The organism is Amycolatopsis sp. NPDC114503 (assembly GCF_055633655.1).
On record NZ_JBVKDT010000020.1, the window covers coordinates 78,999 to 92,642 of the forward strand.

The 13,644-nt window shown below is 69.7% G+C and carries 13 protein-coding genes; 10 read left to right on the forward strand and 3 right to left on the reverse strand.

Annotated features, from left to right (window positions below):
- Positions 1 to 2: 2 nt before the first annotated feature.
- Positions 3 to 1,079, forward strand: coding sequence for an MAB_1171c family putative transporter (locus ACZ7OI_RS46065; protein WP_470270430.1), 1,077 nt, complete (start codon positions 3 to 5; stop codon positions 1,077 to 1,079).
- On the opposite strand, the gene ACZ7OI_RS46070 is transcribed toward ACZ7OI_RS46065, so the two are convergent.
- Positions 1,021 to 1,542: a 2'-5' RNA ligase family protein gene (locus tag ACZ7OI_RS46070; RefSeq protein ID WP_470270431.1), complete on the reverse strand. Its 522-nt coding sequence runs from the start codon at positions 1,540 to 1,542 to the stop codon at positions 1,021 to 1,023. The genes ACZ7OI_RS46065 and ACZ7OI_RS46070 overlap by 59 nt on opposite strands.
- Positions 1,543 to 2,000: 458 nt before the next feature.
- Between ACZ7OI_RS46070 and ACZ7OI_RS46075 the strand changes: the two genes are divergently transcribed.
- The 6 genes from ACZ7OI_RS46075 to ACZ7OI_RS46100 all read left to right on the forward strand — a co-directional run bounded on the left by ACZ7OI_RS46075 (position 2,001) and on the right by ACZ7OI_RS46100 (position 7,590).
- The gene (locus ACZ7OI_RS46075) at positions 2,001 to 2,795 is read left to right on the forward strand and encodes an alpha/beta fold hydrolase (RefSeq protein WP_470270432.1); all 795 of its coding nucleotides are present in this window, start codon (positions 2,001 to 2,003) and stop codon (positions 2,793 to 2,795) included.
- Between the two features lie 323 nt (positions 2,796 to 3,118).
- Entirely contained in the window at positions 3,119 to 4,645 is a 1,527-nt protein-coding gene (locus tag ACZ7OI_RS46080) for a CehA/McbA family metallohydrolase (RefSeq protein ID WP_470270433.1), read from the forward strand.
- A 93-nt stretch (positions 4,646 to 4,738) separates the two neighbouring features.
- Positions 4,739 to 5,554, forward strand: a complete 816-nt coding sequence (locus tag ACZ7OI_RS46085; protein WP_470270434.1) for a hypothetical protein — start codon at positions 4,739 to 4,741, stop codon at positions 5,552 to 5,554.
- A gap of 140 nt (positions 5,555 to 5,694) precedes the next feature.
- Complete coding sequence (locus ACZ7OI_RS46090) at positions 5,695 to 6,033, forward strand: hypothetical protein (RefSeq protein WP_470270435.1); 339 nt, start codon at positions 5,695 to 5,697, stop codon at positions 6,031 to 6,033.
- Positions 6,034 to 6,267: 234 nt separating this feature from the next.
- Positions 6,268 to 6,927: a hypothetical protein gene (locus ACZ7OI_RS46095; RefSeq protein ID WP_470270436.1), complete on the forward strand. Its 660-nt coding sequence runs from the start codon at positions 6,268 to 6,270 to the stop codon at positions 6,925 to 6,927.
- A gap of 111 nt (positions 6,928 to 7,038) precedes the next feature.
- Positions 7,039 to 7,590, forward strand: coding sequence for a hypothetical protein (locus tag ACZ7OI_RS46100; RefSeq protein ID WP_470270437.1), 552 nt, complete (start codon positions 7,039 to 7,041; stop codon positions 7,588 to 7,590).
- A 266-nt stretch (positions 7,591 to 7,856) separates the two neighbouring features.
- On the opposite strand, the gene ACZ7OI_RS46105 is transcribed toward ACZ7OI_RS46100, so the two are convergent.
- Both ACZ7OI_RS46105 and ACZ7OI_RS46110 read right to left on the reverse strand, forming a co-directional pair.
- Positions 7,857 to 8,738: a trypsin-like serine peptidase gene (locus tag ACZ7OI_RS46105; RefSeq protein WP_470270438.1), complete on the reverse strand. Its 882-nt coding sequence runs from the start codon at positions 8,736 to 8,738 to the stop codon at positions 7,857 to 7,859.
- Positions 8,739 to 9,654: 916 nt separating this feature from the next.
- Complete coding sequence (locus ACZ7OI_RS46110) at positions 9,655 to 10,134, reverse strand: hypothetical protein (RefSeq protein ID WP_470270439.1); 480 nt, start codon at positions 10,132 to 10,134, stop codon at positions 9,655 to 9,657.
- A 184-nt stretch (positions 10,135 to 10,318) separates the two neighbouring features.
- Between ACZ7OI_RS46110 and ACZ7OI_RS46115 the strand changes: the two genes are divergently transcribed.
- The 3 genes from ACZ7OI_RS46115 (at position 10,319) to ACZ7OI_RS46125 (ending at position 13,572) form a co-directional block, all read left to right on the forward strand.
- Positions 10,319 to 10,990, forward strand: a complete 672-nt coding sequence (locus tag ACZ7OI_RS46115; protein ID WP_470270440.1) for a GntR family transcriptional regulator — start codon at positions 10,319 to 10,321, stop codon at positions 10,988 to 10,990.
- A gap of 63 nt (positions 10,991 to 11,053) precedes the next feature.
- On the forward strand, positions 11,054 to 12,466 hold the full coding sequence (locus ACZ7OI_RS46120; RefSeq protein WP_470270441.1) for an aldehyde dehydrogenase family protein: 1,413 nt from the start codon (positions 11,054 to 11,056) through the stop codon (positions 12,464 to 12,466).
- Positions 12,467 to 12,489: 23 nt separating this feature from the next.
- On the forward strand, positions 12,490 to 13,572 hold the full coding sequence (locus ACZ7OI_RS46125; protein ID WP_470270442.1) for an alcohol dehydrogenase catalytic domain-containing protein: 1,083 nt from the start codon (positions 12,490 to 12,492) through the stop codon (positions 13,570 to 13,572).
- Positions 13,573 to 13,644 lie beyond the last annotated feature (72 nt).

A 13,644-nucleotide genomic window follows, 5' to 3' on the forward strand; every position in this document is an offset into this window, starting at 1 on the left:
GGATGATCGACGTTCTTTTCTTCGGGGTCGGCCTGCTCGCCCTCGCGGTCGGGATCTGGCGCGCGGTGCGCGCGCGGCGGACGGGTGCGGGCGCGGGGCTGGCGATCAGCTTGATCGCCCTCGGCGTCGCGTTGTGCTTGCTCGCCGACAGTGCGCAGGCGATCGAGAGCCAGCTGTACCCGAGCCTGGGGCGGCTGCTGTCGAACCTCGCGACGATGGTGGCTGCGTACGGCATCGAGGTGACTGTCGCGGAGATCGGTGGCGCGGCGGAGCGTCGACGGCGCGCGCGGCTTGGGGCTTTGATTGTCGCGCTTGTCGTGCTCACAGCGTCGTTCTTCGCGACGCGCGGGCTTCCGACGGGCGTCGGCCTCTTCGACGAGCTGTACCGGTCTAACCCGACGCTGGTCGTGTACATCGTCGTCTACACGCTGTACCTGGGCTTGGCGGTGGCGGACATCGCCGTGGTGTCGGCTGGCGCGGTGCGCGCGGGTACCGGCGCGTTGCGGGCCGGGCTGGGCACCATGCTCGTGGCTTGTATGTTCGCTTTCGCTTATCTAGTCGGGAAGATCGTCGATCTGATCAGGGATCTGACTGCCGAACATCCGGTCACGAAGCTGTGCCGCGGCGCGTTTTCGACGGTTCGGTGCACGCTCGCGGTCGGTTTCCCCGCGGTTTCGGTGCTGCTGGTCGTGGTGGGGCTGACGGTGCCTGCGTTGCCCGCGTTGGGACGGGCGGTGCGCGACGCGCGTACGCGGTCGGAGCTGCGGCCGCTTCGGGAGCACCTGGCTTCGCGATACCCCGATGTCGTCCGTCTTGACGACGCGTCGGGGACCGGCCGGGAGCGGCTGTTGACCATGATGAGCGAGATCAACGACGGACTGTTGCTGTCCGGCGTCGGGCCTGAACTGTCGCCGAGCGCGGCCGCGCAGGTGTTGCGCAGTTCCGCCGCGACGGTGGCGAACGAGCCCGCAGAACCGTCTGGGGAGACCGCTTTCGCCGCCGAGGTGGCTCGGTTGCGGGCTATCGCGCAGGCGTTCCGAGCGGAGCCGACAGCCGGAGCTGCCAACCCTGCTCCGTGAGCACGACCAGGTGCAGCGCGTCCGCCTGGGCGGTGACCGGCAGTGCGCCTCGCGCCCGTTCGGCGACCTCGCCGCGCTGATCGTCAGTGCCGCCGAGAGCGATCGTGAGATGCGCCGGCGGGTGCGCTCCGAAACGGCCGCCGTACGGGGGCGCTTCGGGCCAGCGATCGCATACTGCGTCGGCGAGCGGCTGCAGCGCGGGGGCGGCTGCGGCGACGAATCCGGGTGCGGTGACCAGATCGGTCAGCTGTACTTCCGTCGAGGGGAAGCCGGCGGCGAGCTGCCGGATGTCGGCGTCGGTCCGCTCGGTGAGCCGGTCGGCGGGCAGGAACGGGTACAACGCGGTGACGTGCGGCGGAAGGCCGGGCCGGACGAGTCCGGGATCGACGGCCGCGGCGATTTCGAGCAGGACGGCGGCGGACGGGAGCGTGACGACGAGCGCGCTGGTTCCGGGCGTGGGCACGGCCCCGATCCTGCCGGACCGCCCCCGCCGCCGCACCGGAAGGGCCCCTCGCGAGCCGGAAAGGAAAGGCAACCCTTTCTTAGTGCTTCTTCCGGGGAATTCTGCTTAACCGAACCCTAAGTCTTCCCCAAGTCGGCCGTCGTCGATTCTTCGCGGTCCTACACTCGGTGGATGAAGATCGTCCTATGGACCGCATTGTGCGGATTGTGCGCCGTCGCCGGCCACGTGCTCCTGGGCGTCGTGGCAGGTTTCCTTCTGCTGGCTTGTGTTCCGCGCCGTCCCGCTCCGGGGCGGCCGGCACCCGAAAGAGAATTGATCAGCTCTCGCGGCTGACTTTCCGGGAAATTGTCCCGGAATATGCGTATCCCGCGGCCGGCGCCGCCCTCCTCCCGGCCGCCGTGTCCCGGAATTGTCGGTGCCGTGCGGTACAACGGTGTCCGGCGAACAGGGAGGGAACGATGCATTACGTCGAACACGGTTCCGGCACGCCGGTGCTGGCCGTCCACGGCTGGATGCCGGACCACCGCCTGATGACCGGCTGTCTCGAGCCGGTCTTCGCGCGGCGGCCCGGATTCCGGCGGATCTACCCGGATCTGCCCGGGATGGGCGAATCGCCCGCCGGCTCCGCGCGCGGGTCGGACGACCTCGTCGCGGCGCTGGAAGACCTGGTGGACGACCTGATCGGCGACGAGCCGTTCTTGCTGGTCGGGGAGTCGTACGGCGGCTATCTGGCGCGAGGGCTGGTGCGTGCGAGGCCCGCGCGGGTCGCCGGGCTGGCGCTGGTGTGCCCGGTCGGCCGCCCGGTGCCGGTGCTGGAGCGGGACGTGCCGGACCACGAGGTGCTGCGCGCCGATCCGGAGCTGCTGGCGAGTCTCGATCCGGCGGAGGCGGAGGAGTACGGGGACGTCGCGGTGGTCCAGTCCGCGGAGACGCTGGCGCGGTTCCGGGCGGACGTCGCGCCCGGGCTGGCGGCCGCCGACCGGAGCGCGCTGCAGCGGATGCTGGCGGGCTGGAGGTTGTCGGTCGATCCGGAAAGCGGTCCGGCGTACCGGAAACCGGCGCTCATCGTGTGCGGGCGGCAGGACGCGTCCACGGGATTCGCGGAGCTGTACGGGTTGCTGGGGCACTATCCGCGGGCGAGTTACGCGGTGCTCGACCGGGCGGGGCACAACCTGCAGTTCGAGCAGCCGGTGTTGTTCGAGGCGTTGCTGGAGGAATGGCTGGACCGGGTCGTGGAGGATGCGGTGAGGTGAGGCGGTCGTGGGTGGGCACGGTCCGCCGGGCGGCGGCGAGCGCGCGGATTGGGGGTGACTATCGGGTTGGTGGGTGACTATTCCGTGCGGGGCAAGTGATCCTGCTTCGCCGGACGCTCCGGCTGACTTCGGGATGCGGTTCGGTGTGCTGAGAGCTTCGGGATGTGGCTTGGTGCGCTGAGGGCTTCCTTCGGGGCGCGGCTCGGCGAGCCGAGGACGTCGATGCTGCGCAAGGCGAGGCGCCGAGTGTTCACCGCAGCGTCGTTGAAGGGGGTTCCCGCGGCGGCTAGCGTCGGCGCGACTTCTTTGCTGCGGAGGTAGGCATGTCCACTGGGGAACTCAACCGGCGCACGCTGTTCCGGGCCGGCGGCGTCGTAGCGGCGGGCGCGGCGATGAGCATGGTGCCGGGCGTCTCGTTCGCCGAGCCCGCGCCCGGCGCCGGGCAGCAGACGAAGACCGTCACCGGCACCTTTCGCCCGGACGTGCCCGACTGGTACTACCTCCCGGTCGACGTGCCGCGCGGAGTGAAGCAGATCGACGTCGGGTACTCCTACGACAAGCCGCCGGTGCCCGCCGGAACGCGCGGAAATGCTTGCGACATCGGGATGTTCGGGCCGGAAGGACACGAACTGGGCACCCGCCGCGGCTTCCGCGGCTGGTCCGGCGGCTTCCGCGACCGGTTCTCGATCAGCGCCGCCGAGGCGACGCCCGGGTACCTCGCCGGACCGATCACGCCGGGCCGCTGGCACGTCGTCCTCGGCCCGTACACGGTCGCGCCGCAGGGGCTGAACTACCGCGTCGACATCACGCTGACGTTCGGCCGCGACACCTCGAAGCCGTTCCGGCCGAACCCCGCCCCGGAGACCGCGCCCGCGCGCGACCGCGGCCGGTCCTGGTACCGCGGCGACTCCCACCTGCACACCGTCCACTCCGACGGCAGGCGCACGCCCGAGCAGCTGGTCGCGGACGCGCGGGCGGCCGGGCTGGACTTCATCGTGTCCACCGACCACAACACGTCCAGCTCGCAGCTGGTGTGGGGCGACTACGCGACCGAAGACCTCCTGATCCTGAACGGCGAGGAGGTCACCACGCGGTCCGGGCACTGGCCCGCGATCGGCGTCCCGGCCGGAATGTGGATCGACTGGCGCTACCGCGCGTCCGACCCGCGCGACTTCCGGCGGTTCACCGACCAGGTGCACCGGGCGGGCGGCCTGGTCACCGCCGCGCACCCGTTCGCGAACTGCTTCGGCTGCACCTATGAATTCGCCTACGAGATCGCCGACCTCGTCGAGGTCTGGAACGGTCCGTGGACCGCGGACGACGAAGCGAGCGTCACGCACTGGGACGGCCTGCTGCGCGGCGGCCGGTGGATCCCGGCGATCGGGGATTCCGACGCGCACAATCCGGACCAGACCGTCGCGCTCCCGCACACGGTCGTCCAGGCAGACCGGCTCGGCCGGGCCGAACTGCTCGCGGGGCTCAAAGCAGGCCGGTCCTGGCTGGCCGAATCGAAAGACGTCCAGCTCGACTTCTCCGTCTCCGGCGCGGGCCGCACCGCGGGCATCGGCGGACGGCTCGTCGCGGGCACCGGCACGCCGATCGAGGTGCGCGCGGTCGTTCGCGGAGTGCCCGGCACGACCGTGACCTTCCTCGACCAGCTCGGCCCGGAGCACAGCGAGACCGTCCCGGAGGCCGGCGCCGCGACCGTCACGTGGACGACGTACCCGCGCTACAGCCGCTGGGTCCGGGTCGAGGTGCGGCGTCCGTCGGGCGGTCCGAAGACCACGACGCCGAACGCCATGGTCGCCATGTCGAACCCCGTCTTCCTGGGCGCGCCCGACGCCGGCTGACCCGACCCAAGCGTCTCGCGACTGGGACGTCCGGGCAGACTGTGCACTTAAGTGGGCAGTGGGGAAGGGCGGGCACGGGTGCGCGGGTGTGGCGTGCGAGCGGCGATTCTTGCGGTCGTCGTGGCGCTCGCGGCGGTGGTCGTCGTGGTCGTCATGTTCTCGAGCAGTGACGAGGTCAAGACCCCCGGCTGCACTGTCGCGTTGCCGAAGGGACCGAACGACGCCTCCGCGCCGCAGTACACGCTGCAACCGGACCCCATGAACAACGCCGCGATCATCGCCGCCGTCGGCGTCAAGCAGGGCCTGCCCTCGCACGCGGTCACGGTCGCCCTCGCGACGGCCCTGCAAGAGTCGAAACTCCGCAACCTGAGCGGCGGCGACCGGGACTCGATCGGCCTGTTCCAGCAGCGCCCGAGCCAAGGCTGGGGCACGCCCGACCAGCTCCAGGACCCGGTCTATTCGGCGACGGAGTTCTACAAGAAGCTGGCGAAACTCGACAACTGGCAGACGATTCCCATCACCGAAGCGGCGCAGGCCGTGCAGCGTTCCGGCGCCCCCGACGCGTACGCCCAGTGGGAAGACGAAGCCACCGCGCTGACCGGCGCGCTGACCGGCCAGTACCCGGCCGCGCTGACCTGCCGGAACTTGACGCTGAACCCGCCCACGAATCTGGTGACCGTCGCGAACGCCGAACTGGGCACTGCGCGGCTGAGCGGAGCGCATCCCGCCGCGGAAGGCTGGCGGATCGCGAGCTGGCTGGTCGCCCGCGCGGCGAAACTGGGAGTGGACCGGGTGAGCTTCGCAGGCCAGACGTGGACGGCGGAGTCCGGGGCGTGGGCCGCGGATGACAAGGCCGGGCAGAATCTCTCGCTGCATCAGGCACCGGCCGCACCGCCCAGCTCGAGCTGACTCCGGGCCGGGCGTCCGGCGCGACGTTCGACGGATTCGACGTTGCGGCCGCCCTCCCGCTCGCCGTCGGTGACTCGTGCCGGGCCAGTCCCTGCGTCGCCAGATTCGTCGTCGGAGCAGGCAGTTTCTACCGCGACCTCATGGCCCGCATCGGATACGAGACCGCCGCCGACGGCTGCCTCACCATGGACTACGACCGTGCCACTGCTGCGATGCCGACGGAATTCCCCGACAAGACGTCCCTGCCCGGCCAGAACCAACGCAGTGCCGACCAAATGCGAGCCCTTGCCGTCGTCCCGGCCGTCGGCCGCGCTGCACGCCGCTGCCGAAGCCTTCGACGCGGCAGGTGTCCGAGACTGGCCGACCGCTCGCCTCGCCAGACCAGTCGAATTCGCGGACTTCAATTCTTTGCGCAGCCGGATCCGGTAGGAAGCGCCACGCTTCGCGGCGGTTTGTTCATCATTGAAGAATCAATCTGAAACCATGCCAAACAGTCATCGGTTGACAGTCGTGATTACGCTGCTCTACGCTTGATTCTGCTAAATGGAAATAAGCACGCTGGGTTTAGCTTTTTACTTTTGACGTGCAGCAGCTGCCGTTCGGCATCGCCGGATGAATGTCTATTTTTCTTTTTCCTGACTTCTTCTGGAGCGGCGGTGCGATGCCGAACAGTTCTTCCCCGAGAAGAAACAACAAGGAAGGTGCGCTGAAAAATGACCAAGAACCGGAAACCGGCCAGGACGCGGTCCTGGCTGGCCGCGACCGTCGGGTCCTCGCTCGCCGTGGTGCTGGGCGTGCTCGGCGGGACCACGTCCGCGGCCGCCGCGCCGATGCCGGGCGCGACGCAGGAAACGCAGCCCGGGATGCACGCGGTGGGCTTCGACGCGGCGGTCGCCAAGGCTCACGGCTACCGGATTGTCACTTATGCCAACGGGGACCGGCAGTCGGTCCCGATCGACCCCCGGTCGAACCTGCCCAAGAGCGTGATCGTGCACCCGCAACCGGACGCACCGTCCAGCGGACGAGCGAGACCCGCGGCCGCCAACACCGACTACGCCGAGGTGTGGGGGAACTGCGGCCGTTCCTGGATTCGCGTCAGCCAGACCGGCACCAACCAGGTCGCGGTCGTCAGCGGGTTCAGCAACACTCCCGCGAAAGCCTTCTTCTGGTCATGGGACGTCTCGCTCAGCGACCGCAACGGAACGTCCCACCAGACCTACAGCGGGGCGATTTTCGACGACAAGGCGGCGCGGATCTGGACTGGCTTGAACCAGTTCGGCTACACCTTCGACCGTGTCCACAACGGGGGCGCGACGCTGATCGACGGCACCATCTGCCATTCCGGCAACCCCAGCGTCTCGATCTACCTCTGAATTTCGTAGTTTGACAGGTTCCCCGGGAATCCTGGGGAACCTGTCGTCTTTTCCGGACGCATGGCGGTTTTCTCTTCGCACGGAATCGCCGGGGCTGCTAAAATCCCGCGTATGGAAACCGTTTCCTGGCAGGGGCCGCCCAGGGAAATCCTGGGGCAGGTGGTGCCGGTCCAGCAGTTCATCGCCCGAACCGACCGCGTGGCGGCCGCGCTGCATTACGCGGTCGCCTTTCCCGGGGGCTGTCTGCTTGCTCTGCACTTGGCGATCCGCCGAGGTCCGCTGGACGCCTCGACCTGGAAAAGCGTGACGGAAAACGACTTCGACTACCTTTCCGGCGTCGAGACGGCCGACGGGGGCTGGAAATTCGGCGTCCGCTTTCCCGACGGCTCGAAGGCCACCACTGTCGAACACGCCTTTCCCGGCTGGGCTGATCCCGCCGACCGGCCGGAAGGCCCCATGCTCGTCGAGGCCGGCGGCGATTCCTCCGGCGGCGACCAGTACTACGACAGCCACCGGCGGCTCTGGCTCTGGCCGCTTCCGCCGGCGGTTCCCTTCGAGTTCGTCGCCGAGTGGCCGGACCTGGGCATCGACCTGACCTCGGTCACCCTCGACGGAAGCGCCATCGTTCGCGCGGCGGACCACGCCGTTCCGCTCTGGGGTTGAGGGGGTCGCTGATTGTCCCGGCGAAATCGCGCACTCCGCCGGGAGTTCCCCGTTCTTGCCGGACGACGCTTGTTCCCGAACTCGTGTCTCCGCCGCCCGGCGGCGATGTGTCCTGGTGCCAACAAGATTCCGGGGCGACGGCTCTCCTCGCGGCGCGGTGAAGATCGTCTGGGCGGCGGGGTTGAATGCTTGCCGCGCATGACCTCCGGATTGCCGGTTTCAGGCAATGCCGGTTCCGCGGAAGGCGGAGGCGTTCGCGGCGTGGTTCAGCGGATCGCCGAGTTGTAGAGCTGGGCGATGTCGTCGTCGAAGTAGGCGCTGTAGGAGACGTCCGCGGTGGCGCCGCCGGTTTGGTAGCCGCCGATGGTGCCGATGACGGTGCCGGTTCCGGTGTTCGGGTCCTGGTTGATGACCCAGGGGCCGCCGCTGGTGCCGTCGGGGAAGCCGGGGCAGGCGACGCGCTGCTGGTAGGTGTCGGACTGGGTGGTGGCGCCCGTGCAGACGACTGGTTGTTCGGTGCCGTCGGGGTAGCCGGTCAGGGTGATGGTGTGCGAAAAGCCCTGGTTCGTGCCCAACTGGTTGGCGCCGGTGAGGCTTTCGAGGCTCGCGGAACCGGGCTGGGCGACCTTGAGGAACGCGAAGTCGAGGTCCTGGTCGGACGAGGACTTCCATCCGTCCGCGGTGATCGCGGCGGTGACCTGCCAGGTGCCGTAGGGGGCGATGCCGTCGTGGTAGCCGGGTTTGAAGGTGACGCCCGAGACGTCGCCGCTGACGCAGTGCGCGGCAGTGAGGAGCAGGTCGCCGGTGGGGCTGTGCACCACGCTGGCCGAGCAGAAGTGGTTGCCGCCGGAGAACAGCGCGCCGACGGTGGGGCTCGCCGTCCCGGTCGCCGCGGCGCTGGGGGACGTGCCGGTGTCGCCGGACGTGATGGTCGTTCCTGCGCTGCGTGAATCGTCGCCGGTCGGGGTGGCCGCCGCCGAGCTGGGGGAGCCATCGCCGGTCGAGACGGCCGGGGTGCCCGCGCCGCTCGCCTGAACGGCCGGGCCGGTGACGTCGGCGGTGTCGACGACGGCGTTGGCGCCGCCGGTCGCGACGATCGCGGCCGCCGCGCAGACGATCAGCGCTGTCCGGGAAACGTTGACTCTCACGCTTCAAGATGACCATGCCGACGCCTGTCGGGCATCCCGTGCGGCCGGATGCACAGCAACCTCACAGCGCTTACACATCGCCTCACAGCAGGGGATTCGATCTGGCGGGCCCGGAATTTTCCACCCTGGCGGGGGTGGGTGAGCGGGTGTGCCGCGAGGTGGTGACGCCCGCCTCGCGGCACACCGCATCGGGCGGCCGGGAGGTGACCGGCCAGCCTGGGGGACTGGCCGGTCACCTGTCTGCTGCTCGGCGGCCTGCGGGACGCCGTCGAGCCGAGCCGGTGATCATCCGCGTTGGCGGGCGGCCTGTTCGGCCGATGGGGTCTCCTTCCGGACGGATGCGCCGAGCACCTGATTGCTCGGTCGTTGACGTGGCCGGGTCGAGCCGGGGCGGTCAGCGCGACTGGTCGGTCGTTGACGTGGCCGGGTCGAGCCGGGGCGGTCAGCGCGACTGGTCGGTCGTTGACGTGGCCGGGTCGAGCCGGGGCGGTCAGCGCGACTGGTCGGTCGTTGACGTGGCCGGGTCGAGCCGGGGCGGCCAGCGCGACTGCTCGATCGTTGACGTGGCCAGGTCGAACGGGGACGCCAGCGTGTCAGGCGACCCCACGGCGACGCTGTGCCCCGGCCGAGTTGGCATTCACCCGCGCGGCGGGGTGATCGGCTCGTCCGGTGGCAGGCGGGCCGACGCGGCTAGAACCAGCGCTGGGCTGTGCCCTCGCTCAGTCGGTGCCGCCCGGCCGGGCAAGCCAACCCGGCCGGCCGGCCGACCTTCACAGCGCGGGGTGCGTGATCTGCTCGGCCGTGACGTCGCCGGGCCGATCCGGTCAAGACCGGCGCTGGGCTGTGGCCGGATCAGCCAGTGTCGCGTCCGAACCGAGCCGGGTCACCCTCGTGCCGCGGGATCTCCCTGTCATCGCTACTCACCCGCCGGCGGGGTGTGGGTCACCAGCAGGGTCACGCCTGCTTCCCCGTCGCAGTCGACCATCACCGGACCGACTCCGTTGCCGACCTTCGTGGTGATTTTCGCTGTTGCCTTGAAGGCTTCCGGGTTCGCGTCGACGATCTTGACGTCCTTCAGGATCTGATGACCCGGGAATCCGCCGATCACCTTCTTCAGGCCCTTGCCTCCGCCGCAGTTGCCGGTGAGCGTGATGTCTCCGCCGGGGGCGGCCGGGTTCGGGTCGATCTTCACGATCGCCCTGGCTCCCTCCGGCGGCTGCTCGGCGGCGGGCGGCTGGGCGGCGGGCGCGGCGGCTGCTGCGGCGACGGGCATCGCCGGATGGTCGCCGGTGGCCGCCGCCGCGACTCCGATCGTTCCTCCGGCGATGACGGCCGCCGCGACTGCCGTGCCGGCCACGAGGCGGCCGTGGCGCAGAACCGAAGACTTCACTGACATTTCGTTTCCTCCCTCGAAGCGTCCATTGAGGACACTCTCTGCGGTTCACCCCGGTGCAGGGGGTTCGTCCGGATAGTCGAGGCGACCCCCGCCGCAGGTTCTCGCCGGAGCAAAAAGTGACCGGCATCACATTGGCGGGCAACGGCTACGATAGCGGGAAATCGAACGCTGGCGGGGAGTTTTCGTGACAGTGGCCGGAGAAGCGCGCGAACGGCTGAGCCCGCGGGTCGCCAAGCAGGTGCGCGATCTGATCTTGACCGGCGCGGTCCGCGGCGGCGAGCGGCTGCGGACGGAGCATCTGGCCGAGCGCCTCGGCGTCAGCGCCACCCCGGTCCGCGAGGCGTTGATGGCGCTCGCGGGCGAGGGCATGGTGGATTTCCGTCCAGGGCGCGGATTCCGGGTGATTCCGGTGACGCGCCGGGATGTCGTGGACGTCTACGCGATGCAGGCCTACGTCTCCGGCGAGCTGGCCGCGCGGGCGGCGGAGACCTTCGACCCGGCGGGGCTGGCGCAATTGGACGATCTTCAACGCGAGATCGAGAAAACCGTCCGCGACGGCGACCTCGACGCGACCGAACGGGCCGACTTCGCGTTGCATCGCATGGTCAATCACGCTGCCGCCGCGCCCAAGTTCACCTGGATGCTGTCGTTGACGCTCAGGTACGTGCCCTTTTCGGCGTATGCGGACATTCCCGGCTGGCCGATCCTCGCTCGCGACGACCACGATCGGGTGCTCGCCGCCCTGAACGAGCGCAAGCCGGACGCGGCGCGGGAGGCGATGGCGGCGCACATCCGCGAGGCGGGGGACCTGCTGGTCGACTTCCTCGCGGCACAGGGCGTCCTCGCGGCGCACTAGACAGCGGGAGCGTTTTCTATAGAATCCGGCGAGAGGGAGAGAACCTAGGTCGGAGGAGACTCGGTGGCTGAGCGCGACGTGCTGTACATCGGCGGCGAATGGGTCCGTTCGGGCTCGGAAGCCGCGATCCCGGTGGAAAACCCGGCCACGGAGCAGGTCCAGGCGCGCATCCCGGAGGGCACGGCCGCCGACGTGGACCGGGCGGTCCGGGCAGCGCGCGAAGCGTTTCCGGCGTGGGCCGCGACGACCAAAGCGGAACGCGCGGAGCTGCTGGGCAAACTCCTCGACGGGCTGGCGAAGCGAGCCGACGAGATCGGCGAGACGATCGCGAAGGACGTCGGCACGCCGTTGCGGATCGCGACCCGGATCCAGGCCGCGCTGCCGCAGACCGACGTGAAGACGTACGTCGATCTGCTCGGCCAGGACGAGCCGGAGGAGAAGGTCGGCAACTCGCTGATCGTGCGCGAACCGGCGGGTGTCGTCGCGGCGATCACGCCGTGGAACTACCCGCTGCACCAGATCACCTGCAAGATCGCCCCGGCGCTGGCAGCGGGCTGCACGGTCGTGGTGAAGCCGAGCGAGGTCGCGCCGTTGAGCGCCTACCAGTTGTTCGACGCGATCCACGACGCCGGTTTTCCGCCCGGCGTGGTCAATCTGGTCACCGGATACGGCCCGGTGGCAGGCGAGGCGCTGGCGACGCATCCGGAGGTCGACGTCGTGTCGTTCACCGGATCGGTGCGCGCCGGTACCCGGGTGGCCGAGCTGGCGGCACGCACGGTCAAGCGCGTCACCTTGGAGCTGGGCGGCAAGTCGGCCAACGTGATCCTCGACGACGCGGACCTCGCGACGGCGGTCAAAGTCGGCGTCTCCAACGCGTTCCTCAACGGCGGCCAGACCTGCACGGCGTGGACGCGCATGCTCGTCCCGCGCGAGAAACACGACGAAGCGGTCGCGCTCGCGAAGACGTTCGCCGAGGGGTTCACGACGGGCGATCCGTTGGACCCCAAGACAAAACTGGGCCCGCTGGTTTCCGCGGCGCAGCGCGACCGGGTGCGCGGCTACATCGAGAAGGGCATCGCCGAGGGTGCGACTCTGGTGACCGGTGGGACCGAAGCTCCTGCCGCCACAGGCTACTTCGTCGCACCGACAGTTTTCTCCGGTGTGGACCCGGATTCGACGATCGCGCAGGAGGAGATCTTCGGCCCGGTGCTGTCGATCATCCCGTTCGACGACGAGGAAGACGCGCTGCGGATCGCGAACAACTCCCGCTACGGCCTGCACGGCGCGGTGTGGTCGGCGGACCAGGACCGGGCGCTGGCCTTCGCGCGGAAGGTCCGGACCGGGCAGATCGACGTGAACGGCGGGGCTTTCAACCCGCTCGCCCCGTTCGGCGGCTACAAGCAGTCCGGTCTCGGCCGCGAGATGGGCCGGGCGGCGCTCGACGAGTTCACCGAGCTCAAATCCATCCAGCTCTAGCACGACCCGAAGGAGAAGACACCGTGGTCAAAGCCGTGGTTGTGCGCGAGCAGGGCGGCCGTCCGGAGGTCTGCGACATCATGCTGCCGCCGGTCGGGCCCCAGGACGTGCGGGTGCGGATCGCGGCCGCCGGGGTGTGCCATTCCGATCTGTCCATGGTGGACGGAACGCTGCGCCCGCAGTACCCGTTCGTGCCGGGACACGAGGCGTCCGGCGTCGTGGCCGAGGTCGGCGGCGCGGTCACGCACGTGAAGCCGGGGGACCGGGTGGTGCTCAACTGGGCCGCCGCGTGCCGGGAATGCTGGTTCTGCCTGGCCGGGGAACCCTGGTTGTGCTCGGCGATCGAGGGCGTCACCACGTTGCCGCGCGGGGAACTGGAGGGCGGGCCGCTCAACGTCGTACTCGGAGTCGGTGGATTCGCTGAGGAAACCGTGCTGCCCGGTCGATCCGTCGTGCCCTTGCCGGACGGCGTTCCGCTCGATCTGGCCGCGTTGATGGGCTGCGCGGTGCTGACCGGGGTCGGCGCGGTGCGCAACACCGCGAAAGTCCGAAAAGGACAGAGCGTGCTCGTGCTCGGTCTCGGCGGGATCGGGTTGTGCGTGGTGCTCGGGGCGAAGCTGGCGGGCGCCGGGCAGATCATCGCGGCCGATCTGTCGCCGGAGAAGGAAGCGCTCGCCCGCGCGGCCGGCGCGACGGATTTCCTGGTGAGCGACGACAAACTCGCCAAACAGGTGCGCGGGCTGACCGAGGGCCGCGGCGCGGACTACGCCTTCGAATGCGTCGGCGCGGCGGCCACGATCCGCGCGGCGTGGAGTTCGGTGCGCCGCGGCGGGCATTGCACGGTGGTCGGCGTCGGGCGGAAAGACCAGCAGGTCGTGCTGAACCCGCTCGAGATCTTCCACTTCGCGCGGACGCTCACCAGCACCGTCTACGGCGCTTCCGACCCGGATCTCGACATTCCGGTTCTCGCCGACGAGGTCCGGTCCGGTGCGCTGAACCTGGAAACCCTGGTGACGCACCGGATTTCGCTCGACGAGGTGGGCGAGGCGTTCGACCGGATGCGGCAAGGGCAGGGTGCCCGCTCGCTGATCCGGATCGGGGACTGAGGCACCCGACACGACAGCGACCGCGGCGTCAGCGAGGCGAGTCCGGCGAGACGACGTCCCAGGTGCTCCGCC